General features: G+C 56.9%; 31 protein-coding genes and 1 pseudogene. 1 reads left to right on the forward strand and 31 read right to left on the reverse strand.

The genetic code is table 11. The features are described 5' to 3' along the window. The first annotated feature begins 206 nt into the window (after nucleotides 1-206). Nucleotides 207-596 (forward strand): hypothetical protein, encoded by a 390-nt coding sequence (locus ACUXAC_RS10265; RefSeq protein WP_454266627.1) that lies wholly within the window; start codon nucleotides 207-209, stop codon nucleotides 594-596. On the opposite strand, the gene ACUXAC_RS10270 is transcribed toward ACUXAC_RS10265, so the two are convergent. From ACUXAC_RS10270 to ACUXAC_RS10420, 31 genes and pseudogenes are all read right to left on the reverse strand, one after another. Continuing rightward, nucleotides 597-1,214: a tail assembly protein gene (locus ACUXAC_RS10270; protein WP_147880730.1), complete on the reverse strand. Its 618-nt coding sequence runs from the start codon at nucleotides 1,212-1,214 to the stop codon at nucleotides 597-599. It lies immediately after the preceding gene. Then, nucleotides 1,207-1,926, reverse strand: coding sequence for a C40 family peptidase (locus ACUXAC_RS10275; RefSeq protein WP_454266628.1), 720 nt, complete (start codon nucleotides 1,924-1,926; stop codon nucleotides 1,207-1,209). The genes ACUXAC_RS10270 and ACUXAC_RS10275 overlap by 8 nt, the downstream gene beginning before the upstream one ends. 2 nt (nucleotides 1,927-1,928) lie before the next feature. Continuing rightward, nucleotides 1,929-2,666, reverse strand: coding sequence for a phage minor tail protein L (locus tag ACUXAC_RS10280; RefSeq protein WP_454266629.1), 738 nt, complete (start codon nucleotides 2,664-2,666; stop codon nucleotides 1,929-1,931). Then, nucleotides 2,663-3,004: a phage tail protein gene (locus ACUXAC_RS10285; protein ID WP_101453159.1), complete on the reverse strand. Its 342-nt coding sequence runs from the start codon at nucleotides 3,002-3,004 to the stop codon at nucleotides 2,663-2,665. Before ACUXAC_RS10285 ends, ACUXAC_RS10280 begins: the two co-directional genes overlap by 4 nt. 39 nt (nucleotides 3,005-3,043) lie before the next feature. Then, nucleotides 3,044-6,013, reverse strand: coding sequence for a phage tail tape measure protein (locus tag ACUXAC_RS10290; RefSeq protein ID WP_454266630.1), 2,970 nt, complete (start codon nucleotides 6,011-6,013; stop codon nucleotides 3,044-3,046). Between the two features lie 39 nt (nucleotides 6,014-6,052). After that, on the reverse strand, nucleotides 6,053-6,307 hold the full coding sequence (locus tag ACUXAC_RS10295; protein WP_121553932.1) for a DUF1799 domain-containing protein: 255 nt from the start codon (nucleotides 6,305-6,307) through the stop codon (nucleotides 6,053-6,055). Between the two features lie 47 nt (nucleotides 6,308-6,354). After that, nucleotides 6,355-6,708: a phage tail assembly chaperone gene (locus tag ACUXAC_RS10300; RefSeq protein ID WP_085336835.1), complete on the reverse strand. Its 354-nt coding sequence runs from the start codon at nucleotides 6,706-6,708 to the stop codon at nucleotides 6,355-6,357. Nucleotides 6,709-6,753: 45 nt separating this feature from the next. Next, a complete protein-coding gene (locus ACUXAC_RS10305) occupies nucleotides 6,754-7,410 on the reverse strand; it encodes a phage tail protein (RefSeq protein WP_085336834.1) in 657 nt (218 codons plus the stop codon). 43 nt (nucleotides 7,411-7,453) lie between these two features. Then, complete coding sequence (locus ACUXAC_RS10310) at nucleotides 7,454-7,873, reverse strand: phage tail terminator-like protein (RefSeq protein WP_454266631.1); 420 nt, start codon at nucleotides 7,871-7,873, stop codon at nucleotides 7,454-7,456. Then, nucleotides 7,870-8,454, reverse strand: coding sequence for a hypothetical protein (locus ACUXAC_RS10315; RefSeq protein ID WP_147880737.1), 585 nt, complete (start codon nucleotides 8,452-8,454; stop codon nucleotides 7,870-7,872). Before ACUXAC_RS10315 ends, ACUXAC_RS10310 begins: the two co-directional genes overlap by 4 nt. 1 nt (nucleotide 8,455) lies before the next feature. Further along, complete coding sequence (locus ACUXAC_RS10320; protein ID WP_454266632.1) at nucleotides 8,456-8,806, reverse strand: hypothetical protein; 351 nt, start codon at nucleotides 8,804-8,806, stop codon at nucleotides 8,456-8,458. Between the two features lies 1 nt (nucleotide 8,807). After that, nucleotides 8,808-9,296, reverse strand: coding sequence for a DnaT-like ssDNA-binding protein (locus tag ACUXAC_RS10325; RefSeq protein WP_454266633.1), 489 nt, complete (start codon nucleotides 9,294-9,296; stop codon nucleotides 8,808-8,810). A gap of 39 nt (nucleotides 9,297-9,335) precedes the next feature. Continuing rightward, nucleotides 9,336-9,575 carry an Ig-like domain-containing protein gene (locus tag ACUXAC_RS10330; protein ID WP_230472578.1) on the reverse strand — a complete coding sequence of 80 codons (240 nt, stop codon included), beginning with the start codon at nucleotides 9,573-9,575 and terminating at the stop codon, nucleotides 9,336-9,338. Between the two features lie 14 nt (nucleotides 9,576-9,589). Then, nucleotides 9,590-10,552, reverse strand: a complete 963-nt coding sequence (locus ACUXAC_RS10335; RefSeq protein WP_049273122.1) for a major capsid protein — start codon at nucleotides 10,550-10,552, stop codon at nucleotides 9,590-9,592. Nucleotides 10,553-10,555: 3 nt separating this feature from the next. Further along, a complete protein-coding gene (locus ACUXAC_RS10340) occupies nucleotides 10,556-11,251 on the reverse strand; it encodes a hypothetical protein (protein ID WP_454266634.1) in 696 nt (231 codons plus the stop codon). A 66-nt stretch (nucleotides 11,252-11,317) separates the two neighbouring features. Beyond that, nucleotides 11,318-12,430 (reverse strand): phage minor head protein, encoded by a 1,113-nt coding sequence (locus tag ACUXAC_RS10345; RefSeq protein WP_454266635.1) that lies wholly within the window; start codon nucleotides 12,428-12,430, stop codon nucleotides 11,318-11,320. Continuing rightward, entirely contained in the window at nucleotides 12,402-13,820 is a 1,419-nt protein-coding gene (locus tag ACUXAC_RS10350; protein WP_101453169.1) for a DUF4055 domain-containing protein, read from the reverse strand. Before ACUXAC_RS10350 ends, ACUXAC_RS10345 begins: the two co-directional genes overlap by 29 nt. Next, a complete protein-coding gene (locus ACUXAC_RS10355; RefSeq protein WP_049273117.1) occupies nucleotides 13,820-15,130 on the reverse strand; it encodes a terminase large subunit domain-containing protein in 1,311 nt (436 codons plus the stop codon). Before ACUXAC_RS10355 ends, ACUXAC_RS10350 begins: the two co-directional genes overlap by 1 nt. After that, the gene (locus ACUXAC_RS10360) at nucleotides 15,108-16,124 is read right to left on the reverse strand and encodes a terminase small subunit (protein WP_195880691.1); all 1,017 of its coding nucleotides are present in this window, start codon (nucleotides 16,122-16,124) and stop codon (nucleotides 15,108-15,110) included. Before ACUXAC_RS10360 ends, ACUXAC_RS10355 begins: the two co-directional genes overlap by 23 nt. Before the next feature lie 285 nt (nucleotides 16,125-16,409). Further along, entirely contained in the window at nucleotides 16,410-16,670 is a 261-nt protein-coding gene (lysC, locus tag ACUXAC_RS10365) for an Rz1-like lysis system protein LysC (RefSeq protein WP_420705022.1), read from the reverse strand. After that, nucleotides 16,570-16,956: a hypothetical protein gene (locus ACUXAC_RS10370; RefSeq protein WP_454266636.1), complete on the reverse strand. Its 387-nt coding sequence runs from the start codon at nucleotides 16,954-16,956 to the stop codon at nucleotides 16,570-16,572. The genes lysC and ACUXAC_RS10370 overlap by 101 nt, the downstream gene beginning before the upstream one ends. Further along, the gene (locus ACUXAC_RS10375) at nucleotides 16,953-17,576 is read right to left on the reverse strand and encodes a glycoside hydrolase family 19 protein (protein WP_454266637.1); all 624 of its coding nucleotides are present in this window, start codon (nucleotides 17,574-17,576) and stop codon (nucleotides 16,953-16,955) included. The genes ACUXAC_RS10370 and ACUXAC_RS10375 overlap by 4 nt, the downstream gene beginning before the upstream one ends. 3 nt (nucleotides 17,577-17,579) lie before the next feature. Further along, the gene (locus ACUXAC_RS10380; RefSeq protein ID WP_454266638.1) at nucleotides 17,580-17,915 is read right to left on the reverse strand and encodes a phage holin, lambda family; all 336 of its coding nucleotides are present in this window, start codon (nucleotides 17,913-17,915) and stop codon (nucleotides 17,580-17,582) included. A gap of 170 nt (nucleotides 17,916-18,085) precedes the next feature. Further along, the gene (locus ACUXAC_RS10385) at nucleotides 18,086-18,586 is read right to left on the reverse strand and encodes an antiterminator Q family protein (RefSeq protein ID WP_454266639.1); all 501 of its coding nucleotides are present in this window, start codon (nucleotides 18,584-18,586) and stop codon (nucleotides 18,086-18,088) included. Further along, entirely contained in the window at nucleotides 18,583-18,867 is a 285-nt protein-coding gene (locus ACUXAC_RS10390; RefSeq protein WP_454266640.1) for a DUF1364 domain-containing protein, read from the reverse strand. Before ACUXAC_RS10390 ends, ACUXAC_RS10385 begins: the two co-directional genes overlap by 4 nt. Further along, nucleotides 18,864-19,457, reverse strand: coding sequence for a DUF1367 family protein (locus tag ACUXAC_RS10395; protein ID WP_310677627.1), 594 nt, complete (start codon nucleotides 19,455-19,457; stop codon nucleotides 18,864-18,866). Before ACUXAC_RS10395 ends, ACUXAC_RS10390 begins: the two co-directional genes overlap by 4 nt. A 68-nt stretch (nucleotides 19,458-19,525) precedes the next feature. Then, entirely contained in the window at nucleotides 19,526-19,717 is a 192-nt protein-coding gene (locus ACUXAC_RS10400) for a hypothetical protein (protein WP_436331148.1), read from the reverse strand. A gap of 242 nt (nucleotides 19,718-19,959) precedes the next feature. Then, the gene (locus tag ACUXAC_RS10405; RefSeq protein WP_454266641.1) at nucleotides 19,960-22,251 is read right to left on the reverse strand and encodes a DNA cytosine methyltransferase; all 2,292 of its coding nucleotides are present in this window, start codon (nucleotides 22,249-22,251) and stop codon (nucleotides 19,960-19,962) included. Continuing rightward, entirely contained in the window at nucleotides 22,248-22,769 is a 522-nt protein-coding gene (locus ACUXAC_RS10410) for a class I SAM-dependent methyltransferase (RefSeq protein ID WP_454266642.1), read from the reverse strand. The genes ACUXAC_RS10405 and ACUXAC_RS10410 overlap by 4 nt, the downstream gene beginning before the upstream one ends. Then, entirely contained in the window at nucleotides 22,756-22,962 is a 207-nt protein-coding gene (locus ACUXAC_RS10415) for a hypothetical protein (protein WP_454266643.1), read from the reverse strand. The genes ACUXAC_RS10410 and ACUXAC_RS10415 overlap by 14 nt, the downstream gene beginning before the upstream one ends. Beyond that, nucleotides 22,959-23,204: pseudogene (locus tag ACUXAC_RS10420) on the reverse strand (hypothetical protein). The gene ACUXAC_RS10415 and the pseudogene ACUXAC_RS10420 overlap by 4 nt, the downstream one beginning before the upstream one ends.

Below are 23,204 nucleotides of genomic sequence, written 5' to 3' on the forward strand. Positions count from 1 at the left end.
TGTCAGGTTTTGCTTTGCGATACTTTTGCTTATAATTTCAGCAAAGAATGCATTTCTTCACCGGAAAAACCGGAAGTAGCCAGACACTTTCAATGTCAGAAAAATTGCAAAGATGGGGAGCGAGAAGCATCCCCAGTAAAAAATACATTCCTTTATAAGCTCGCCATGAGAAACAAGGAAATCTAATACGTGCATAAGGGCCTCACATGGATGTTAGTTTGCTTGTATCCTCTCTATCCCTGATTACATCGGTAACAGCGATAGTTGCTACATATTTCATTAACCGTAAAGTCGACTCAGAAAATACAAAGCGAAAAGAGTTTAACGAGTTGGCAGAGCCAATTGTTGAGTACCTGGAGCAGATGGAAGTCTATTGGCGCAGTGATGGCCACTATGTTTTTTCTCCCATGTTTTGGGATGAGCGGGTGACCAAAATAAAGCGACGGCTAACACAGAGACAGGCGAAAAAGTTCACCACCCTGATCAAGAATTTTGACGATGCTTTTAGCGTTGCCATGTCCAATCGTGATGCGAAATCTTGCGCTGCGCTGGTCAAATGTTCAGAGAAACTCCGCAACTTTTTGAAGGTAAGATAATCACTGCTGGTCGCTTGAGAAAATGCCGGCGCTGATGATAGCGCCGCCGATCTCCCGTTCGCCGTAAAGCACCGGCACCGGGTACCCCATCGCCACGGTATTCACCGGCGCGCCGAAAGCATAGTTGGGTTTGTTGTCGGTACTTGAGGACGCGCCAACGTTCATGCTGGGCTGAGGCGTAAGCAACTGCACCACACCGCCGAGCATCATACTCAGGCCGACGCCCGTCAAAATCGACGTGGCTGATATCGTCGTGGCCGTCATTGCGGCACCCCAGGCAGCCATAGACATGCCGGCAGTGAAGAACGCGGCCACCAATGCCACAGCGCCGATCACCACCTGCAGCACGCCGCCACGCTTGGCGCCCTCGATTATCGGCATGATCACGAATTCATCAGCGCCTTTGGCCATGTCGAATTCTTCGATGCCGATATTTTCCCGCCCGCTGAAAAATGCAAAGCGGATCCCGTCGATGTGGGCCGTGGACATGTATTTTTTAAAGCCTGGGATGGTGGCGCACATTGCGCGCAGCGCTTCGCGCAAATCCGCGACCGCATACTCATGATGCCGGCCGAACTTTTTACCCATCGCTCCCTTGAGCGTGATTTTTTTAAGCATCCAATAGCTCCTTGTGTCGAACCACCCGCACGGTGCGATCACGGTAATATTTCCCGTACGGTACCCGCGCCGAAAGGTTCCCGAAGTTGTGGTGCAGAATGGTGTTGTCGCCGAGGTAAATCGCCGCATGGTTGGTTACCGGCGCGCTGATTTGCATCATCACCATGTCGCCCGGTCTGATAGCATCAGACGACACTTCGACAAACCCCTCCGCCTGCCAGTTGTCGTCATAGATGTTTTCTTTCCCATCGATCCACCATTCGCGCGGCACCGAATAATTTTTCAAGAGGATGCCGTGATGCTGGCGGTAATAATCCATGATGAGCGTCCAGCAGTCGGCATAACCCAGCACCCAACGCCGGCCAACCAGTGCGCGGTCCCCCCGCGGCGAGATTGTGCAAAAGTCACCGTCCGGCCAGGACATGATCCCCCACTCCACGCCCGAATGATCGCAATGGATGCGGTCGAACTCCGAGGGAATGAGCTGCACAACATCAGGGTGAGAGTGAACCACCATGATCACCTCGCCCAGCGCTTCGGCAGCTGCATAGTCAAGCGGGCAAAGCGTGAAATAGTCCGTCGGCTTGTCGGCAATGTTTTTACAGGGGATATACCGCTGCTGCTTTCCCGTCTCGATGATCACCCCGCAGGCCTCGTTCGGGTATTCAGCGGCCACATGTTGCCGGATGGCCGCCAGTATTTTTTCTCGCATCGCTATTTCCCCTGCAGGTTAGCCGCTGGAAAGCCCCCATAAGGCAGCGGATTCCCCTTTCCGTGACGATCCTCGCAATCGCGCCGGCGGCCGCCACAAACATCCTGCGCAGGATCGTCCGTTGGAGTGCCGTCTTTCTTGAAATAACGATTGCCGTTGTAGTCGCACCCGGTACCGGTGCGATACCAGCCACGCATGCACCAGGTGCAAACCGGTGTGATCTGCCGGGTCGGCAGCTGCAGGTTCTGGATATCAAACGGGGTACATAACTCAAAGTCGATCTGGGCGCGCGTCTCGGCCTTTTTGGCGTTGATGTAGAAAAGCTGCACCCGCTCTTCGGTCGGCATCGCGCTGGGGTTGCCGGCTTTCCAGTTGGCCGCATCGAGATACTTCGCCATCGTCGTTCGAATGCGCACCTTCGCCTGAACCATATCGTCGTAAGCCAGGCATAAGGACGTTACATAGTTTCCGATGTTGCCAATCGACAGCGTCGGCGTTGGCTGCGCTCCGGTGCTCGTCAACTCAGCGCCTTTAAATTCATACGGGTGAGGGTCGTATTCGTTGCCCTGCCAGATGATCGATGGCATGTTCTCGGCGGCGAACGATGCCCAGCCGTCAGCCGGTATGTTGTGCGCATGGAAGCGCAGCACGCGGTCCATACCAAACGCCGTACCGTCGACTTCAACCAGCTGGATTAGCTGCCCTGGCTCCAGCGACTGTAGATCCTGCATTAAACTCATGGTGCGAAGGCCTCTTCAAAGGTGAATGACAAGGTGATCACCTCAGCGGCGAGAAACGTCGAGGAAATCGAATCCGCTTTCACCCGATAGAGCTTTTTCTCACCCCAGGGGTTTACCCAGAAAAACGATGTGATGACGTGTTTTTGCAAGAACGCTCGGATCGGCGCCACGTTGGATTTTGTGTCGGTAAGGCTCAACGTCCACGATTGAGCCGTGGCATTCAGGCCGCTGCTGGCCACCTGCTTATAGCCATCGCCAAACTGAACGGCGATCACGCTCATATTCTCAGAGCCTGTCGGCTGCGCCTGCGTTCGCCAGATAAAGGTATCAACCGCCATTTTTCCCCCATAAAAAAAGCCAGCGTTGCGGCTGGCCGTTTATCTGCGTCCTGAATATAACAATCCCCCCGGCGACATCTCGCGCTTCAGGCGATCGGTGATTTCGGTCTGGACAATCCCCTGCAACTGCCGGGCTGTGTTGGCGGTATTCGCTGCGCTGACGTCGCCGCCGTTGCTGCTCTCCTGCGTGATGGTGACCGGCGCATGAACAACGATCGAATTGCCTCCCGCCGCCGTGAGCCCGTGCATTGGCGCGTTACCAACATAGCCACCGTCGGCGTAACCCTGGGCGCTGTGCATCATGGCGTACAAGTTGCCAACACCAATATTGCGCGTCGCCTCTTTGGTGAACACGAATTCACCGCCGTGCACGATGCCTTTCGGCTCGTACTTGCCGCCGTCGCCGGTATACCCGCCGTCGTAATGCAGCCCCATTGGAACTGCGCCGGGGTTATTGCCGCCAGATGGCGCACTGAGCGAGCTACCAATCCACCCCATAGCCGCCTGAACGGCGTAAGCCACCAACAGCTTGTTAATGACGTCCACCACCATTTTCAGCATAGAGACGCCGAAACTTTTAACGTTGGCCGATCCGGTCGTCGCAAGGTTGGTAAGCGTGTCGCTCAGCCCAGTGAATGCAGCATTGGCGACGTTAGCGACCGAGGAATAGACATTGGTCGCTGAGTCCAGATATTCGTTCCAGCCTTTCAATGCGCCTTTTTTCCAGTCGCCCCGCAGTTTGTCCTCTTCGGCGTAAAAATCACGTGCCGCCTGCAGCTGCCGCTTGTAACCGTCATCTTGCAGGCTTCCGCCCTGATTCTGCCACCCCTGCGCGAGCTGCGCCTCTTCCATGCGGCGCCGTGCATCCCGATCGCTCAAGCCGGCGCTTTCACGCAGCGCCTGACGCTTCTCGCTCATCTGGGTGACATACTTGGACGAGGCGTCCTGAAGTTTGTTAAGCCGCTCCTGCTTGGCGATCTCGTCGCCGAGAACAGCCAGCCGTTCCTTTTGCGCCAGCACGCTATCTTTGCTGGATAGTAGAGATTGCTCTTGCGCTGTCAGCTTCCGTTTATCGGCGGCCTGCTCCAGAACGGCAAATTTCGCCTGCTCCGCCCACAAATCCTTGCGTTGTTGGCTGATGGTGTCATTGATGCTGCGGTGGTCCTGCAGCACTTTGAGCTGTGCCTGGAGCGCCAACAAATCGGCCTGCGCTTTTTCGTCGGCTCGATCACCGGCCGGCGCCGTGTACTGGCGCCCTTTTTTTGTTCCTCTCTCTTTCTCCCTGGCAAAGCGTTCATTTTCCCGGCTTATAGCCTCATCTTTAACGCTCTGGGATGCATAGGAATTACGGATCTTTGCCAGTTCACGCTGGTGCTTTTCCTCTGAGGTTTCATACCGCTGCTTAAGGGTTTGATCAGCCTGGAACTGTCGCTTTTGGCGTTCTTCGTTGTCACGCTCAGCTTTGTCTCGGGCGGTGCTGATGCTGGATTGGTAGTCTTGCTCCATTAAGCCTGACAATTCAGCTTTCAGGTCGTCGGCCGTTTTACCCGTTTGGTTGAAGTAGATCCCCTTGCTGGCAGGGTTTATCTGAAACTCAACAAGCTTCTGCTGAATGTCGCGGATTTTATCCTTCACCGAAGATTCTCGGCCGATATTCAGCATTTTGTCCCATGCAGAAGAGGCGGCATCGCCAAGCCATTTCCACGCAGACTCCAGCGTACCAAGGTTTTCTTTGATCTCTCCGCTACGCTGACGCATGACTTCCGCGTAACTGTCCATTGCAACGGCCGCTGCTTCGGTGGTGCGCCCCTGTTCGGATAGGCTGGTGATCTGCTCGAGCTGCGTCGCAGTCAGGAAATGCAGCGATTTATCCAACTCTGTGACAGCTTGAACGGGATCACTCTGCAACCGCTTAAACTGGTTAATCGTTTCGTCGATTGATTGCCCCACATCGGCTTTCAACTTAGCCGCTGTATCTGCAATCATGGAGATAGAACCGGCGGAGAAACTCCCGCTTCCAACAACCTTCGCCAGCGCATCAGCCGCGGCATGTTGCGTTACACCATTACCGGCCAGCGCCCTTGCCATTGACTGCAAATCACCTGCCGTTTTACCGGCATAATTCCCTGTCAGGATCAGCTGCCTGTTGAATTCCACCGCTTCTTGTGAGCCTTGATACCAAGCCTTCCCTACTCCATAAATAGCGGCAGCAATCCCTCCCAGCACGCCAGCGATACCGAGCCCGCGCAGCGTCATCATCTGCTCTATCAGCCCGGACCGATTCGCCAGGGTGATGCTGGAGCCACGCAAGGCGCCCAGGTTACCGCGCGCCAGCTCTCCGAGCATAACGCCCAGCTCCCGGCGGGCGGCCGACGTCTGCAAACTGAATTTATGCGTGGCGTCGCCAGCGGTGGACAGCTTTTTGATGTAAACGTCCGCTGCGGAACCAACGCCCAACTGCGCGGCACGGTAGCGCAGCAGCTCTTCCCGCGAAAGGCTCTGCGTCGCCACCTGGTCTTTCAGCTTTTGGATGAAGACCGATTTGGCGGCCGCCGATGCCTCTTCGGCTTTGGTCAGCTCGCGCATTTTATCCGCGGCGTGGCTGGTGAGCGTCAGATAGTCGTTTTGCGTGATGTTGCCGGCGGCACGGGCGGCGCGCACCTGCGACTGAATGGCACGCAATTCCTGCGTGCCGGTGCCGAGCTGCTTGATCCGGTCAATCTGGCGGAAGTAGGATTCGGTCAGCTGGTCCTGCGCCCTGCCGGATGCCGTCGCCGTGGTCTGGCTCTCGCGCAGGCGGCGGCTGTATTCCGCTACCCGTTTGTGCGTTTCCTCGACCTCGTGCGCCACCTCTTTCGATACTTTGGCCGTCTCTTTGCCCGAGGCATTGAAACCGTCAGCCGCGCCGGCAGCGCCTGCAGCAGTTTTCTGGAATTTATCCAGCTCGCTGTTGCCGCGCTGCAGGTCGCCGGTATCGACGCGCAGGGAGATCGATGCAATGTCTGTCATGCGGGGCTCCGTGCAGTAAAAAGCCCGCGCGGCGGGCCATTATTTTTTATGGATGGTGGCAAGCGCAGCGGCTTCCATCACCCTGATATCCGTTAACGCGGTTGCCTCATCGTCGACGCCGTGCAATTTCATCACCCAGGGTAGGCAGTTGTAATCCAACCCGGTGACGCCGCCCATACCGGTACGCCATTGCGTCGCCATTGCCCGGAACACCTCGAACACTGGCCACACGTCGGGGAGCACGTCGATCGGCTCCCCTTTGACGTCCTCGGGCGTTAACCCAAATGCGGCCAGTTCTTCCGGCGACGGATCAGGCGTATAGAACGCCGAGGCAACCGCTGTTAGTTTTTTTCACGAATCGCCATCAGCTCGCGGGTGTAAGTCATGGCGATGGAGTCGAACGCACGCGGGTAGTTTTCCAGAAGTACCAGCACGTTCTCGCTGTTGAACTCGTCAGGCAGCGCCCAGCCAACGGCGATTTCCTCGATGAATGCCACCATCGGCGCGCTGCCGTGGCTACCGGCCTCAATCTGCTTTTCCGTCGCCTCGCGCAGGGTGTTTTCCAGCGCTTCCAGCTGGCTGCGGGTCTTGTGCTTGAACGTGAACGTCAGCACGCCATCTTCTGCGCCGGCGCGCGGGATTGTGACGTCTTTTTTAAACGTCGAGTTTGGGACCAGGGTAAATTTTGCTGTCATGTCGGAACCTGCGAAAAAATGGGGCTTGCGCCCCGAGGGTTAAAATTACTTGTCCTTGTAGAACGTCATGGTGCGGGACTGTACCGCGATCGATACCTGCACCGTTTCCACCTGGTTCACGGCCGTTGCCGGCTGTGGGTCAAAGGATGGCGTGCCGGACCAGTAACGGGTTTCTTTTGCCGTCGGCACATACATGTAAAACGGCAGAATGTCGCCAACGCGATCGGCAGCGGTCAGGACGTCATAAATCGGCAACGTTGAATCATGCGCAAAGGTAAACGTCTGGGTCTTGGCTGCCTTGTACGTCGCCAGGTTGCGCTGGCGGTCGTCCTCAAGGAACTGGATCTGCACGTACTGCTGATCGCCGCCAGACGCCCCCACTTCAGTGATTTGTGGGATCTGCGTCCATTCGGTGATTTTGATAAGCGCGCCGGCGCCGCCGCCCGCCGGGAAAAATTTGGTATTCGACGTATCCAGTGCACCGATCGTCACCGCCGTTGCCGTCGCCGCTGTCACTTTGGCGACCAGGTTGTCGATGTTTCCCCAGCCTGATTTGATGAGCACAATGTCATCGGCGGCCAGGGTGCCATTTGCCACGGTAAACACCGCGCCCTTGGCGTTACTAACCGCTGACGTTGGCAGCGCTGCCGCCATCTTGGAACCAGCGAAAACCGTGGCGCCGTTTGGTAATGCAAATGCCATAGTGGATTCTCCAATTTTGGGCATAAAAAAACCGCCGCGGCGGTCAGTGTGTGATGAGGTGAGCGCGATAGCTCATGCTGACGGGGATGGAATAGCGGGTGTCCGACGTGATGCCACGGTAAACCGTCGGCGGCGTGCTGATGTAGCAGGTGAGCCCCCCATCGCTGAGCGCAAGGCCAACAGGGAACAAAGCGGCCACCCCATCGGCCAGCGCGCGGGCGCCATTGAAGCTGACGCCGTCGCCGGCCTTCGCCACGACGTTGATCTGCCAGACGCCCGGCAGCACCTGCAGCTTTTCCGCCAGGTCGATCGTCGTCGTGGTCGCCGGCATCGCGTAGGCCTGAAGATAGAGCGTATCCGGCGGGTTTTCCGCGATGTTGTCCCACACTACAGGCACGCCTTTACCATCAGCCCATTCACCCAGGCGCGCTTCGAGCAGTTCGGCTACTCGGGTATGACTCACGATTTCACCTCCGATACGGCTGCCTGGAAATGACGCTGGAAATCGGCAGCGGTGATCCGCACCATGCCGCCAGGCGCCTGCGACGAGTGACCAAACTCCAGCGGGTAGGCATAGGGAACGTTATTCGTGAAGTACACCGCCTGCATGCCGACACGAAAACGCTCGATCACCAGCGTGCCGGCGGCCAGCGTTTTACCGCCCGATTTATCCACCTGGCCGGTTTCACCCTGCGGCGCCGCATCCAACCCCACCTGCCAGTTGCCGCGGAACCGGCCGCCGGTATAACCGGCCGGCGCCTTGATATCCATGCTGTCGGATACCCTGGCGCGCTTTTTCAGGCGCCCGGTCGGTGTCAGATTGCCCGGATCGTTACGCTGCGCATCGTTGTGTTCTGCAACCGCATCGTTATAGGCTTTGGCCGTGGCGTTCACCTCCCACAATTCGGGATTGCCTACGGGCGACATCTGAACCAGTTGCGTGAGGATGCGGATCCCCGTTGCGCGGACTACCTGCGCCTGATTGGCCTTTACCTTGTCCACAAAGGCAGTGATCGCCTGCATGAACGCGTCGTTTTCTGCCATGTCATGCCCTCAGCTGTGCGCGGTAGCAGATAAGCACCGCCGCCGGCTTAACCGGGTGCGGATGAACCACGCGATATTTTTTCCCGTCGATCTCAATGCGGTCGTCAATGCGGATTTCCGTCTGGTAGGTTGCCACCAACAGCACATCGCCGTTCTGGATCAGCGTGCCGTCAATTTCGCCCGGCTTATATTCCGTCACAACGCCGACCACGTCCGCCGTTTCGTCGGGTAACCGCACCTCTTTCCCGTTCACCCGCGTCACTTTCCCGCCCCGGGTGAGCACACGCTTTTGCCCGTTCTCGGTAAGCAACCGCGTGGCGGTGGCGCGCATCCGGGTATAGTTAATTGCCATGTCAGCCCCGCATTACGTCAAAATTAATGCCGCCGCCCCCGCCGAGCAGCCCATTAAGCAGGCCGGCCAACCACGAGAAGTACGGCGCGTTTCCGCTTGAGCCCTCGGCATACTGCACCGCCACCGCGCCGGAGACGCTTTCCGCTACCACTTCGCCGCCACCGGCAAAGCTTGGCGTCAGGTCGGTTTCCTGAGCTTCTACCGCCAGGCGACACTGTGCCTGGATCAGCTGGCGCGGGATTTTGTCACTGGCCAGCGGCACACCGTCCACAATCACGCCTGAGCGTGGCCACGGCAGCGCCTGATCCGGCGATAAACGGGAGCCGCGCCAGCTTTGCCCGGCCAGGTAGTCCATCGCCTGCATCAACAGCGTTTCGCATTCGCTGTCATCGTCAGGCAACGAATAGCCGCGCGTCGTAGCAAAATCACGAGCATCCCGCACGCTGGCGTAGCTGTTGAATTCCGGCGAAGCGGGATCCGATATCAGCATGATCACCCCCAATAAAAACGGGGCCGAAGCCCCAAACTATTACGGCGCGGTCACGGTAACCTCGCAGGCTGCGGTTTTTCCGCCGTCCTCCGTGGTCGCTGTGATGGTTGCCGCGCCGGCAGCCACACCGGTAACTTTCCCGTTTTCAACCGTTGCTTTTGCGGCATCAGATGTTGACCAGTTGATCCCTTTGTTCGTGGCGTCTTCCGGCGCCACGGTTGCCGTCAGCGTTTCATTCGCGCCGACGGCCAGAGAGGTCGAGGTCTTGTTAAGCGTCACACCTGATACCGCTATTACTTTGCGGCTTTCTCCCCGAAGGTCACCATCACGCCAGCGGTATCCTTGTTACTGGTGCGCACCTTGTTCCAGTTTGCGCCGGTGGTCAGTTGTGCGTCCGTTGGTGACTTGAGGTTATCGTTTTTCCACTGATAGCCTTTCAGCCCGATAGTGAAATCGTACTCGCCCTGCATCAGGGCTTTCAGGTTTTCGTTACCCAGAACGTCCTGCGCTTTCATGATCAGCGGCGTGGTCTGTACTGCTGCGGCGGCAGAGGTCAAGCCCAGCACATGCTGCAAGTTGTCATCAGCCAGGGCCGGGATATCGGAAATGATGAAACGGCGGCCGAGGCCATCTTGCATCACGTTCACGTTACCAATCTTGAAAAGGCTGTTGGCGTTGGTGAGCGCCTCATCGATGAAGTCGTTGTACGTTGCACCATCCATCACCCAGGCCAACAGTCGGGAGAACGCATCCCCCATTGGTCGGGCGCCTTTGTTCAGGCCACGCAGTGACGGTTTTACCGCGCTGCCGGCGGCACCGGAGAGATCGGTGATCATTCCGCTGTTGGTGGAAATTGCCGCCTTCAGTGCGCCGCAGGTGGTGTTCAGGTAGTCCTGAATCATCGCCTCAGCCGCCTGTGCTGCAACAACTGCTGCAGCCTCTGAGACGTCTTTCCCCAGGCGCTTCATCATGGTAGGAGTTACGCTGACAGGACCAATACGTCCATCAACTTTCACCATGCGATCCAGCAGCTGGCCCAGCTCATCCGGCGTTAATTTTTTATCCGCGTACGCATTACGGCGCTGAGCAAGCCCGCCAATCAACTGCCAGCTGGTTTGTTCGATAAAATCACCGATGTGATCGCCGTTACCCAAAATGAGAGTGCCGCCCGAGGCGGCGTTAAACTTCTGCACTTCCTGATCCACCAGCTCAGTCGCGGCGGTAGAAACTTGCTGCTGAAAAATAATGAGGGACATGCGTTACTCCTGATTGTTTTCGATAATTTGTCGTGCACGGCTCACCAGTGAATCTGGGTTGTCGCCATTTCCATTCCCGCCGCCCCCGGCGCCAGGGTTGCCGCCACCGTTACCCCCGGTTCCGCTGGCTTTGCTGCCGATAATCACGCCCTTGAAGGCCGGGTTACCGACGAATTCTTTTTTCAGTTCATCGATGCTGGCCGCGCTCGGCTTGCCGGCGCCGTCAAGGATGCGCGTCACGTGCTGACCGTCTTTTTCTTCAATGGCCAGGCGTGACTTGATGTGTGGCAGCATCACCGGCGCGGCGTCGCCCGCCAGTTCAGTCGCCAGTTTCTGCGCCACGTTGTCCACCAGCAGGCCATGCAGACTGGTATTCAGCGACTCGATTTCCGCTTTCGACTTAGCTTCGGCGTCGGCCAGTTTTTGCGCCCAGGATTTTTCCAGCGCCTCAACGTCGCCGGTTTTTTTGGCGCGCTCTTCTTCGGCTTTCTTGGTTTCTTCCTCAGCCTTTCGCCTCGCCTCCTGTTCCTTTTTCTTCTCGGTCATCAGCTCGTCGACCTTCTTTTTCAGGCCGTCGAGTTCTGACGTATCGGGCATGCCTTCGAGCTGCACCTGATAGCCGTCGCCGGACTCTTTATAGAGCGCCTTTTGCACGTCATTCAGCGCGTTGTACTCGTCTTTCGTGATTTTGAATTTCATCATCAACCCCGTTGTGATGTTGCGGCCCCAGGCCGCGGGCATAAAAAAACCGCCGAGTGGCGGTCGCTATAGTCCGGCGTCCGAAAACGCCCGTTCGTCAATTTCTCGCAGCTGCTGCAGGCTGAGCCACTCCCCCTTGTCGGAGAAGAATTCCGCCGGACGCATACCGCCGTCACGCATCAAGCGGGCACGGGTTTCGCCCAATACCTCTACCTGGCGCCGGTAGGGCTGTCGTTGCAGCCAGTCCCGATAATTGGTTTCCGCCGGGACCTGGCCATCCATACTGGCGCGAGTGCCCGCCGGCATTTCGTCGGCATCGATACCCAGCGCTCGCCACGATTTCACCACCAGCGTTTCCACCGACCGGCAGCAGAAATGGATCCGCCCCGGGCCGGCGCCATAAGGCACCCTGTGACCGATGGGTTTGTTGTCCAGCGTGTAGCGCAGGCGATCGCGCACGATGCAGGTCGGCGTCGTCTTGTTATCGAGGGTTGCCAGCCATTGCTTGCAGTTGATAACGTCGGCATTGGCATGGGCGAATTCCGTGCGCGCTACAGCCGCCATATGGCTGACGGCGGTTTTTATCACGCTGGTTGCATTGGCCCGGCCGGTTTGCAAAACACCATCCTGATAATTTCGTGTGCGGGTGCCGCGGATCCGCCGATAAATCTGGTCTGTCGTTTCCCCCTGCAGATAACCCTGGCTCACGGCGTTGCTGATGCGCTGTAGTCGGTCGCTTTCCAGCTTGTCGGCCCATTCGCTCAGCAAACGCCCCTGAAACGGCCGCGCCAGCGCTGCGGCGTAAACCTGCTGCGGTGTCAGGCTGATAAGCGGGTAACGCTGTTTCACCAGGTCGGGCAGCAGAGAATCAAACAGGCTGAACTGAAAATCGCCCTCGTACCCGATAAAATCGCCCAGCTCGTCGCTAAGCGCCCCGTAAAACCGCTGGTAAACCTGCCTGTTGATATCCCGCACGCCGGCCAGCAGTGAATCAAGGCGGCGAACAGTGAAGCTCTGCGGGTCCAGGTCATCCAGCGCCATCAGCAATTTTGAAGAAAGCTCGGCGTCCGCCTGGTCGAGAATTTTCACCATTCGCCGGGCGACGCCGGTCGAATAGCGAGAGACAAACAGCGCGTGCGCGAGCGTCTCATCAAGCAGGCGGCTGTTTATCGTCCTCACGTCCGCCTCCTGTCAGGTCCGGCGCCTGATTGCGCAGCAAATCCTCCACTTCTTCCGGCGTCATGCTCTGGTCAATCAGGCCGATGCTCTGCTGGTAGCGGATAAAGTCGACCAGCAGCATCTGGCCGGACTGCACCATCTGCATCAGTACCGCCAGCGCCGCGGAATCCAGCGCAGAAATTTCATAGCGTTTATTCAGCTCGATCGTGGCCTCACCACTGCCGGCAAACATCACCGCGAACGTCAGCGCCCGGTTGATGGCCTGCTCCACGTTGCCGACGCACAGGGACAGGATGCTGTTATCGGTCTGGGCCTCGTCCGTGGCCTGCGTTGCGGTGCGGGCGGAGGTGTTGCGCTCCACCAGCTTCGCACCCAGCATGGCCATCTGCTTTTCGCGGCGTTCGGCTACCGTCAGCGGCAGATTGCGGTCTTCGGCCTGCACGATGCTGATCACGCCGTCTTTTGGCAGTAAAATGCCCTTCGTTGAACCGACTTTGACGCCACTCGATAGATATTTATCGGCCCATTGCTGATCAAGGCCACCTACTGCAATTGTTGGCTGCCCGGTGAGGTGCGAAATCTCGGCGATATCAGCTTCCGCCTGGTAGTGCTTAACGTTCACGTTGGCTATATCAGCCAGCGGCGGCGCATCAGGGGTGTGATCGTTGTTGCTCGAGCCAATCCATGACCACGGCAACTCCGTAAGCTGCTTGCCGGCGCTGTCTTTCAGTTCGACCAGCTTTCCCTCCATCATGCCGGCGGCGCTCTGCTGCCAGCGGCGGGCGTACGCCAGTCCATTAATGAGGCGCAGCTCGATCCACACCTTTTGCAGCAACAGCTCGAAATTTTGCGGATCGTCCACGGGTTCGACGTAGTGAACTACCACCAGCGACGTCTTACCGGCGGTCACGCGCCAGTTAATGATTTCTTTGGCGGTGAACAGGCGCAGGATTGGCCGGCCAAGCCGTGCCAACGTCTGGCTGCCGGAGGCGGTGTAGTCCGTCAGGATACCGGCGCGCCCGCGCTGTAAGTTCTGGCTGACGCTATCGCGGATCAGTTGCGTGAGTGGTTGCCCCTCGCCGTCGGCGTCCGCCTCCAGTTCCGCAACGCGGCCGGTCAGCGTGATTTTTACCGGCTTGTTGAAGGCGATACCCAGCAGGCCGGAGAGCGTCCGCCCGGTCGCATTGATAAATGGCGCCCGCTGCTTATACGCCTTGTAGCGAATATCCTGTGGGTCGTCGTTGACGCTGTCGCTGCTGGGGTGCGGCAGGTATTTTTTGCCGCGCTTTTTAATTTTTCGCTCACCATCAACGCAGTCACCGACGAGCTCCCACTCGGGCAGAAACTCGCGGTATGCCGGGTGGCGATAATCGATGTTTTGCGTGGACATCAGTATGCGAATCCTATGTTGAGGTTGGTCACCGGCTTGATGATCGGGAAGGTTTTGTGGATGTAGTAGCCGGCGCCGTCGTTGGGGTGGTCGTTGTCGGATTTTTTATCCGGCTCGCCGGTTTTTTCATCCCATACCTGCTGCTCGAGGCATTCGGTATAAACCGGGCAACGTGCCACGTTGACCTTGTAGCGCCGTTCGCCGTTGGCATTACAGAACATCGCATTCATCGCGTTGATGCGGTCTTTAACCGGCGGGTTGGCGTTATCGACTATCACGTTGAAGCCGGCATCCTGCAGCTGGGCAATATCCGTTTTGCTGGCGTTATTCGACTTGCGGGAATCACCGGATGCATCCGGGTAGATGTAAATTTCTCGCACCTTGCGATAATCGGCGCCATCGTAGAGCCAGAAACGCTCCTTGATGATGCGGATCATGTCGGGCGTGTCGTACGCGTTGATGATTTCGTTAACCGCACACGGCAGCCCAAGGCGCAGAACGTGAACGATACCCGCCATCTTGCCGACGTTGAAATCCATCCCGATGTAAAGCGGCTCGCCGGGCTGCTCCACCTCATCACAGTTGTTCAACCGGCGATCGAACTGGTGGTAAATTGTGCCGCTCGTCAGGTTGGTAAACTGGCCGCGCAGGTAGGCTTTAATCAGCTCCGGCGGATAGCTCCCCATCAGCGAGGGAATGTAGTCCGGCGGCAGGTTCTTTTCGTTGTCGAACGTCGACGCCTGCACAAGGCCGTACAGCGTCGCCAGCTCCGGCTTGTCGCGTACCTCTTTGACGAACTGGAGCCAAACGAATTTGAACCCTTCCGGCGTCGTGGTGACGTCGATCCCATTGCGTAGCCCGTCCACCTTGTAACGCATACGCGCGATGATTTTTCGCCAGGCCTTTTGTGCCTTCTCCTTTTTCATCACGTCGAGCTCGTCGATCAGCGCGTTACCGATTTTAAAACCGACGATAGTTTCCGGCTTTTCCATCGAGCGGCAGATCGTCGTTCCGCGGTACTGCCGGCCGGCGTAGAAATGCACCTCTTTGTTGCTCTCGTTGATCTGGACGCGCATCCCCCAGTCGTGCGCCACTTCCTCGACCGTCGGGTAAAAAATATCGCGGATCTGCGGATAAGTCGGCGCAAAGTAGCCCTGGTTAATGCGGGGAAACTCCCACATGCCCTTGCAGATACCGCCGCACCCTACCCACGTTTTGCCAGAACCGAACCCGGCCACGTAGGCTTTGAACTTGTGCGGCATAGCCAGAAAACGAGCCTGAGGAATATTAAGCGTCGGCGCTATCATCATCCCTCCTGGCGTCTACCACGTTGATGTTGATCGCCACCGGCTTCGGCGTGTCGTTGTCGTCATCGTCGGCCAGCTCTTTACCCAGCTTTTCAACCTCGAGCTGCCGACGTTCGATTTCGGCCTGCTGCAGCCTTTGCGTAAACTCGCTATCAGCCAAGCCCAGACGTTTCATCACAGCTTCGAACATTTTTTCTCGACTGATTGCCGTGATTTCCACGCCGTTTTTCCCGACCTTCGTACCGGAATACGCCAGACGGGCAATGCCAGATAATTTTCGCGTGTCAGGGAAGTAAGCGCGGCCTATGCCGTCTCCGTTGCAGCGCGGGCAATCAGGGTTAGGATCCGCGTTGTGGTCGTACCCATATCCCCCTTTATCCGACGGATCAGGTTTATTCCTGGCTTTCGCCTCCGCGCACTTTTCTTCGTACTCGATAGCATCGCGCCATTGATAGTGATGGCCGAATCCCCAGCAGTGCCGACAGGCTCCGTGGCGATATTGCGAAATCTCGTTGGCATCAAAGGTGGCCAGTTCCCACATTTTCGCGAGCACGTCGTCGGCGTTGGCCAGTGTGCGTGATACTGACGCAACCAGTTGACTATCGATGGCTCGTTTAACGTTAGGATTCGTCAGAAGCTGACGGCCGTAGTTTGGGTCGCTGTAACCGGCCCGCTCAGCGGCGGCAGTGGCGTTCTGATCAATCAGGTATTCCGCTACGAAAAGGCTTTGCTGTGGTGATAAGCCTGATTCCGATATCAGCTCTTCTGCGCTGACTTTGGGATCCGTCTTGGTACGCACCTTTGATTTTTGCGTACCGCTTTTGCGTACCTGCGTACCTTTTTGCGTACCGCTCTTTGCCTTGCGTACCCAGTCATGTTTTTTGGCGCGCTTCCTGATTGCTCCCTCACTGATGCCGTATATCTCTGCCAAGTCGCGGAGAGAAAGTTGACCGGCACAGTAATCGCGCTCGAGGCCGCTTTCTTCCGGTTGTGACATAGCATTCTCCATAAAAAAAGCCATCAGCCTGCCGGTGCGCTGGGTGCGCGGTGGGTGCAGGTAGACAGCTTTGTTTATCTTCCATGCCAGAACGATCAGCCCGTCGCTCTGTTATGCAAATTAATTCACAAAAATCTCTTCAATTACCCAACAAAATTGATTAACATCAAGGAGTCGACCCTGTACTTTAGTACAGTCTGTGTTGAAAGATTTCCCTGGTGTTGTGTTGCTTTATTACTTGCTCCTCATTCGAGGGGCTTTTTTTTACCCTCGAAATCATAAATTTCATTGCACTGTCTTGATAATGCCTCTACGCCAGTCGTTGAGCGTTTCTATCTGGCCGGCGCATATCAATAGTGCCGTTTGCAGTGCCAGCGCATGGCTACCGATATCCCCCCAGGTATCACCCTTTAGTTTTGGTTTCTCGCAGGAGGTGAAAACCGATTCAGGGGGTAACAGCACGAGCGGGACCGGCGGCGGCGGTGTCCGTTCCGCGCAGGAGGACAATAACAGCGGAAGGAGCAACGCGCCGACTACACTCATCATTCTGGATTGCTTCACGATATTTCCTCTGGTAGTTTTCGCCCTGCTGGCGCAGCTGCTGCTCGCGTTGTTGCTGGGCCGCCATCAGCGCGCGATTCTGCGCATCTTGCGTCTGCAGCGTGGCTATCAGCCCGGCCTGTTGTGCCAGCGTCTTTTTCTGCTCTGCAACCTGCTGGCGTGCCAGCGCCAACCGGTGCGACAGCAGCGAGCTGTAACCGCCGAGGCAAATTGACGCCACCAGCAGAAGCAACATTCCCCCGCCGGCCAGTTTTGAGAGCCAGCCGCTCATGCCAGTGCCTGGCGCGCACGCTCAAATCGTTCTTTGCGGTCTGCCAGCCCGTTATTGCCGCCGTTGATCAGCAGCGTCACCCGTTCGACGTCGCCGGCGTACTGGCCACAATTCCGCGATTTCCAGAACCAGCCAGCGGAGCGCATCGCGTACTCGTCTTTTTCCAGCAGGTCAGGCACCAACAGCAAATCGGTTTTGATGCCGGCGCTGCAGGCGCGATAATTGTCGGCGCCGGTGATCTGGATCAGGCCGCGCCCGCGGTATTTCCAACCATCCCCGGTAGATTTGTTACCCAGGCGGCCGCCGTAGACGAGATTCGCGATCGCCGCCTGGCGGTTCTCCGGCACCACCGATTCGCCGCGCTGGCGCCCAAGCATTTTGCATTGCTCCGCAGTTAGCCGCTTGCCAAACGTCGATTGCAGGCCGGCCACGCTGTAGTTGAACGATTCCGCGACCGCGGTGAAACCGGCCGACTCATGTCCTACCTGGGCAATGAACATTGCCTGCGCCACTGGCGAGGTGATGCCAAACTCGGCGAACGTCGCCTCCAGATGTGGAAACCAGCGCGCGGCCAGTCCGGCGCCAATACCGGCCGCCTCTTTGAATTGATCCTGAGTCATGAATTATTCCTGTCGTGGGGAGCCGGTGCGGTTGCTGGCGATGCGGCGCAGCATATTTGCGAAATAGTCGACGCCGGCATAGCCGATAAACATGCTGCCGAGATAGGCATAGGTGGAATCCCAGCCGAACGCGGCCAAGCAATCTTTGATGAAATAACCAACCATTGCGCACATGGCGGCGTCAATTAGTCGGCGCGTCCATCCTTGCTGGCCAACATATGCGCTGCGCAGTAACGCCATTACCGCAGCCGTGGCCGCATAGCCGCCGCCCTCCTTGTGGGCAGCAAGCCATGTGAGCAACTGCCCCCACACATCGGGGTTTTTGTCAGGCATTTTCATGTCCTCCCCCTGTCGGGGCTGGCCCGATCTCCGGGTGGTAGATACGAAAAAGCCCCGACGATTTGTCGAGGCTCAGAAACAGAAAAACCCGCGCAAGGCGGGTTGTTATCGGGTTACGCACACACAAATGGCAGCGTATGCCGGAATACTGGACCATTGGTCCAATAATGTCAACACGTTCGTGTCAATTTTTTCTTTTTTCGCTCCTGTTCGCGTTCAATAAATGCATTTTGCAATGGTTGATACAATAAATACTCAGCTGCACTTAGTATTTCAGCCACTTCCCGCCTGCAGGTTCGGTGTGACGGCTTCCGGTAGGCTGGTGAGCCGCACCGCCGAGACATTTGTCGTGGCTTAGCAACAGCATGGTAGTATTTAGCGATAGCCCGATCCGATGAGCCATGCACATAGCGGCTCAACAACAATCCGAATGCACGGCGATCGATAGCGTAAAGTTGATCCACGACTCGAGTGATTAGCATGCCATCATCGTCGTTGCATATTGGTCGCGTTGGATATTGTTGCGGCTCTACGGTTGCCATGTACTCTGCAATGATGCTGCTTTGTCGACGCTCCAGTCGGCCGGTATATACCCATGCCCCCCACCGCTCCAACCAGGGATGCAGCCACGCCTCTTGATCTTCGGTCAATTTCAGGCCATCGGTATTCATAGTTTGCCCTCCCTACGCAAAATGGCCTGAGTACGTAAAACTCCTTCAGCATGCATAAGTCTGGCGTCGTTCGCGTCGATAAAGCGCGTTCGGCGGTCTATTTCGTCATGGCATGCACTGCACGCCCAGGCCGCTTGCGCGTCATCTGGCTTTATTGCCGTGCCACACGTGCCGGCAAGCCGGTAATGAGCCGATACTGTTGTTTCTGGGTTGAAATTACAGATGCCGGGAATCCTCACCTGGCATTCGCGTCCGCGGGCTTCTTTAGTTAATTTACTCATGAGGTGTACCCCATCAGTTGGGCGGCTGCGTTTTCTGCCGATTGCTGATCGGGAAAGGTGCGGAACAGAATATAGTTCCAGAGCACGTCGAGGACAGACTTGTAAAATTCACCGAACTCGATATCGTCCATTTTTGCGAACGATATCGATTTGGGCTCTTGGCGTTTGGTGCCGTCAGGCATGATGAATTCAGTGTAGAATCCAGCCTGAATAGTTACCCAGGCGCGGAAAGCCTCGAAGGATTTTTCGGCGCTGATATTGCCGGCCCGCTTTTCTGCGACATCCGCAAGGTATTCATCGGCGGCGGCTTGAAGCGCATCTTCACCGCCGGCGTAATACGCGAGGAATTTTACGTATCCGTTTACCAGTGCTTTGTCTGCAGGCGATATGGTACCGCCGGTCGGCTGCCAATAATCAAAGCCGAGATTCAGCAGTGAGAAAAACTTACGGTGAAAGGCTGGGTTTCGGGCCTGTTTGAAGTCGGCGTAAAGAACGGAGCCGATCTTCTTGGATTGCAAAAAGTCCCTGGCTTCCCGAGTGGTCGGCACCAGTAGATTTCCTGCTGTCTTTGTGTACGAATGCTGCGCCATTGGGGGTCTCCAGTAGCGCAGCGGTTGTTCAGAAGTGAATGAGCTGGGTGTTCAATCCAGCTCATTGATTATAGCTTGTTTCCATCAGGGGCGACAATCGAATAACCCACCGATTTTGCTACTTCCAACATCGCGTTAAGGGTCGAAATGTGTTCGTCGCTATTGACCAAACGCATACCTACCGTTTTGCCATTTTCTCTGCGAATTAAAACAAGGCCATCATCAGGGAGAAGGTCATTAAGTTCTTTCAAATCAATCATAAACACCTCAATCTTTGAGTTTACTTGTTATCCCTCCATCTCCCTGCATGCCTTTAGAGCTAAGTCCTTGTTTTTTGTCAGGTCAAATAGGCAGCGCAGATCGCTGAATGTCATATCGATCGGTTTTAACGATCAACTTTTCATCCTGTGAATATCATGCCACCCATTTTACTGTATATCCAACCAGCACTAATTACCTATCCACCACACAAAACCCCGCGCAATGGCGGGGTGTGCTTGTGTTATGCGGCCATCTTCCATACGCAATATTGCGGCATGTTCGCCCGTACCAACGCCTCAGCAAACGGCGGCGGCACTGAGTTCCCACAACGTGCCACCTGCTCCGATTTAGGCCAACGTGTGCCATCAATGTCTTGATCGATGATGTAGCTGCGCGGGAAGCCGTTGGCGTTATACAGCTCTCGCGGTTCCAGCATGCGCATACAGATATCGACCACCATGTATTGGCCGACCTGGATAAACTGCAGACGTGGCGCCGGGAACAAGTGACTGTCGTCCGGCTCGTCGCTGAATTCGTCCATAAGTCGCGCACAGCACCAGGCGTTATAACGCTGGTCGTCGTTGATCAGCGTTGGCTCGCATTTCACCTCAGTGAGGCCGAACCGATCATGCGTCGGCACTGTGTGCATCGGTGCATCGACGTCGATCCCGTCTTTCTCGTTGCCGTAGTATTTCTGCAGGTACGCTGTCACGTGGCCAATATGATTGCCGCCAGCGGTGAGGGTTGGCGCTGGCGCATTCGTCGGCCGCCCGTCTTTGCATGTGCCACGCAGCTGCACCAGGTGCGACGTACAAAGCGAGTGGTGATCGACCTGCGTCACCGTGTGCATAGGCTCGTCCATTCCCAGCCCGGCGCCGGTGTAGTTCCCGCCGTAGTGCTTGATCAGATTGGCGGCTACAACGGCGTGCTTGATGCCGCCAGCAACGACGGTTCCCAGTGGCGCGCGAATATTCAGGATGCGCGGCGACTGCCCTTTCCGTTCTCCATAGCCCATCTGGATTAACGATGCCGATGCCAGAGCAGTATGCGATTCCGTCGGGATAGTCGCCATTGGCGCGCCGATACTGCGCGGCTTACCGGAGTATGTCGGACCACCAGCACCCACCAACACCGCGCTGGCCAACTGAGTTTTGCCGCCACCGCCAGGCATGATCGTGCCCACCGGCGCATCGGCGCGCTGGCCGGTGCTGTTCCCAAACTGGCGCACAACCACCGGTGCCGCCACGGCGAAACCATGGGTTTGTGTTACCGTCTGCAGCGGCAGGCGGCCGGACTGGCCCCGGAAGCAATCGTATTTGGTTCGGTTTGAGGTGTGATTGCACTTCACAGCGAACGGCTCGATCAACAGGTGCTCGGCTTTGCTTGTAACTGTCGTCAGAGGTGTACCGGTGGCATACTGCCGGCCGTCGCCGCCGACCCCTGTTTGCCCGATCTGCACGATGTACGGGTCTGGACAGTCGATAACGTAGCGTTTTAACCCTTTCACGATCCGGCGCAGCGTGTTGTCCGCCAACGGCTTTTTGCGGCCCATGATGCTGCGTGTGGGGATTGACCAGTCGATACACTCGGCGGCGGTGCGGTAGGGCTGCAGCTGCCCCGCCAGCACTTCGGCACTGTCCGGCGCTCCATGCGAAGGATCCGGCCATACAACGGCCTCACCATCGCAACGGCTGACGACAAACAGGCGCTTGCGGATGGTTGGGGCGCCATAGTCACATGCGCGTAGCTCTTTGTGATCGACGTTATAGCCCAGCCCAGCAACCAGACGGCGGGCGTCGTCGCTGTCGATATCGATGCGAAGAAATTCGCATGCCTCAGCCAGCGCCGGACAATCTGGCGACACGCCGTTGCTCAGCATGCCGATAAACGCCCTGAAGGTTTCCCCGGTGTATGCCGGATCCGGGAACAGATTGCCTTTTTTGTCGGCTTTAAGCGGCCCCCATGATCGGAATTCTTCGACATTTTCCAGCATCAGATAGCGCGGCCGCACCGCCAGCGCCCAGCGCAGCACCACCCAGGCGAGACCACGGATCTCTTTCTTAACCGGTGTCCCACCCTTCGCTTTCGAAAAATGGCGGCAGTCCGGCGAGAACCACCCCAGCAGCACCGGCAGGCCACCGGTGGATATTTTCGGATCAACGCTGAAAATATCCTCGGGATAATGTAGCGTACGCGGGTGATTCACGGCGTGCATAGCCATGGCTACCGGGTTGTGATTCATCGCGATATGCGGTTCGAAACCCAGTGCCTGCTTGATACCTTCGCAACTGCCGCCACCGCCAGCGAACCCAACCACAACCAAACCGTTATCAACAGCGTCAGGACGGAAATCGACGATCTGTTTCTGGCGCGCCCAGGCGTGCGCCGTTTTCTGGATTTCCTGCGGACTGACGCGGTTGAGGAACATCTGATTAATTTTCTGCAGGACACCCTGCTGTTCTTCACCGCTCAACGCATGAACAGGCAACACTGACGACGCGCACTGCTGAACCTCTGTTGGCCAAATGCTCATGATTTCAATTCCCTTGCTGTTTTGCTCGATTTTACGAAGATGATCCAGTGCGTCTTATCGTTCTTGCCGGTGCGTTGCCAGATAGCTGGCTTCTCGTCTGTTAGAGCGATGATTTGGCTAACCGGTATCTGGGTTTCATTCCATTTGAAGATAAGCACACCGTGTGGCCGCAACACCCGGAAAGCTTCGGCGAACCCGGCACGCAGTTCATCGCGCCATGTTTCACGGTCGAGTTTCCCGTACTTCTTCCCCTGCCAGCCATTGGGGCCTACGCGCTCCAGGTGCGGCGGGTCGAACACGACAACAGAGAAACTACCGTCTGCAAACGGCAGCGCAGTAAAGTCGGCGATCATGTCGGGTGATATAACCAGTTTCCGACCGTCGCACAGGGTGTGGCTCTCGCTGCGCTTATCGCTGAATACAGCGCGGTCGTCCTCTTTGTCGAACCAGAACATGCGGGAGCCGCAGCACATATCCAAAATGCTTTTGCCGTCGAGGCTCAGTTCATTTGCTGGCATCACGCACCTCACGATCCAATTGCACGCAGCTGATGGCGGTGCTGGATTGGTACAGCGCCTGATAACAAATCACTCCGTTAGCGTTATCCACGTAACGAGTTAGTGCATTTGCGGAGTTTACGCCGGTAGGTATGGCGATCTTGTCGCAGCCCACCAGTAACAAAACTGTTAGCCCGATGATTAGTTTTTTCATTGCGCATTCCCCTCTCTGCGATCACGCCAGTAATTCAGGCGTGCTCTGAAATGTTCCCGGTATTGATCCGGCGCCTCTTCAATCGCCACTAGCACCTTCGTACGGCTGATCTTGCGCGCGAATAAGTCGCGAATCAGTCCACAGGCGCGCAGGTCGAACTGCTCTAAATCGCGTTATTCCTGCGTCCAGGCGCCTCGATTGAATGGCAAGCCGGGCGGCAGATAATCCGATTGCCCGGCCAT

It is taken from the genome of Serratia sp. 121840015-1 (genome assembly GCF_053627655.1).

Bases quoted from the DNA above. Each gene is read 5' to 3' on its own strand.
- ACUXAC_RS10265 (WP_454266627.1), top strand. From the start codon at position 207: ATGGATGTTAGTTTGCTTGTATCCTCTCTATCCCTGATTACATCGGTA.
- ACUXAC_RS10270 (WP_147880730.1), bottom strand. From the start codon at position 1,214: ATGCTTAAAAAAATCACGCTCAAGGGAGCGATGGGTAAAAAGTTCGGC.
- ACUXAC_RS10275 (WP_454266628.1), bottom strand. From the start codon at position 1,926: ATGCGAGAAAAAATACTGGCGGCCATCCGGCAACATGTGGCCGCTGAA.
- ACUXAC_RS10280 (WP_454266629.1), bottom strand. From the start codon at position 2,666: ATGAGTTTAATGCAGGATCTACAGTCGCTGGAGCCAGGGCAGCTAATC.
- ACUXAC_RS10285 (WP_101453159.1), bottom strand. From the start codon at position 3,004: ATGGCGGTTGATACCTTTATCTGGCGAACGCAGGCGCAGCCGACAGGC.
- ACUXAC_RS10290 (WP_454266630.1), bottom strand. From the start codon at position 6,013: ATGACAGACATTGCATCGATCTCCCTGCGCGTCGATACCGGCGACCTG.
- ACUXAC_RS10300 (WP_085336835.1), bottom strand. From the start codon at position 6,708: ATGACAGCAAAATTTACCCTGGTCCCAAACTCGACGTTTAAAAAAGAC.
- ACUXAC_RS10305 (WP_085336834.1), bottom strand. From the start codon at position 7,410: ATGGCATTTGCATTACCAAACGGCGCCACGGTTTTCGCTGGTTCCAAG.
- ACUXAC_RS10315 (WP_147880737.1), bottom strand. From the start codon at position 8,454: ATGGCAGAAAACGACGCGTTCATGCAGGCGATCACTGCCTTTGTGGAC.
- ACUXAC_RS10320 (WP_454266632.1), bottom strand. From the start codon at position 8,806: ATGGCAATTAACTATACCCGGATGCGCGCCACCGCCACGCGGTTGCTT.
- ACUXAC_RS10325 (WP_454266633.1), bottom strand. From the start codon at position 9,296: ATGCTGATATCGGATCCCGCTTCGCCGGAATTCAACAGCTACGCCAGC.
- ACUXAC_RS10335 (WP_049273122.1), bottom strand. From the start codon at position 10,552: ATGTCCCTCATTATTTTTCAGCAGCAAGTTTCTACCGCCGCGACTGAG.
- ACUXAC_RS10340 (WP_454266634.1), bottom strand. From the start codon at position 11,251: ATGAAATTCAAAATCACGAAAGACGAGTACAACGCGCTGAATGACGTG.
- ACUXAC_RS10350 (WP_101453169.1), bottom strand. From the start codon at position 13,820: ATGTCCACGCAAAACATCGATTATCGCCACCCGGCATACCGCGAGTTT.
- ACUXAC_RS10355 (WP_049273117.1), bottom strand. From the start codon at position 15,130: ATGATGATAGCGCCGACGCTTAATATTCCTCAGGCTCGTTTTCTGGCT.
- ACUXAC_RS10360 (WP_195880691.1), bottom strand. From the start codon at position 16,124: ATGTCACAACCGGAAGAAAGCGGCCTCGAGCGCGATTACTGTGCCGGT.
- lysC (WP_420705022.1), bottom strand. From the start codon at position 16,670: ATGATGAGTGTAGTCGGCGCGTTGCTCCTTCCGCTGTTATTGTCCTCC.
- ACUXAC_RS10370 (WP_454266636.1), bottom strand. From the start codon at position 16,956: ATGAGCGGCTGGCTCTCAAAACTGGCCGGCGGGGGAATGTTGCTTCTG.
- ACUXAC_RS10375 (WP_454266637.1), bottom strand. From the start codon at position 17,576: ATGACTCAGGATCAATTCAAAGAGGCGGCCGGTATTGGCGCCGGACTG.
- ACUXAC_RS10380 (WP_454266638.1), bottom strand. From the start codon at position 17,915: ATGAAAATGCCTGACAAAAACCCCGATGTGTGGGGGCAGTTGCTCACA.
- ACUXAC_RS10385 (WP_454266639.1), bottom strand. From the start codon at position 18,586: ATGAATACCGATGGCCTGAAATTGACCGAAGATCAAGAGGCGTGGCTG.
- ACUXAC_RS10390 (WP_454266640.1), bottom strand. From the start codon at position 18,867: ATGAGTAAATTAACTAAAGAAGCCCGCGGACGCGAATGCCAGGTGAGG.
- ACUXAC_RS10395 (WP_310677627.1), bottom strand. From the start codon at position 19,457: ATGGCGCAGCATTCGTACACAAAGACAGCAGGAAATCTACTGGTGCCG.
- ACUXAC_RS10400 (WP_436331148.1), bottom strand. From the start codon at position 19,717: ATGATTGATTTGAAAGAACTTAATGACCTTCTCCCTGATGATGGCCTT.
- ACUXAC_RS10405 (WP_454266641.1), bottom strand. From the start codon at position 22,251: ATGAGCATTTGGCCAACAGAGGTTCAGCAGTGCGCGTCGTCAGTGTTG.
- ACUXAC_RS10410 (WP_454266642.1), bottom strand. From the start codon at position 22,769: ATGCCAGCAAATGAACTGAGCCTCGACGGCAAAAGCATTTTGGATATG.
- ACUXAC_RS10415 (WP_454266643.1), bottom strand. From the start codon at position 22,962: ATGAAAAAACTAATCATCGGGCTAACAGTTTTGTTACTGGTGGGCTGC.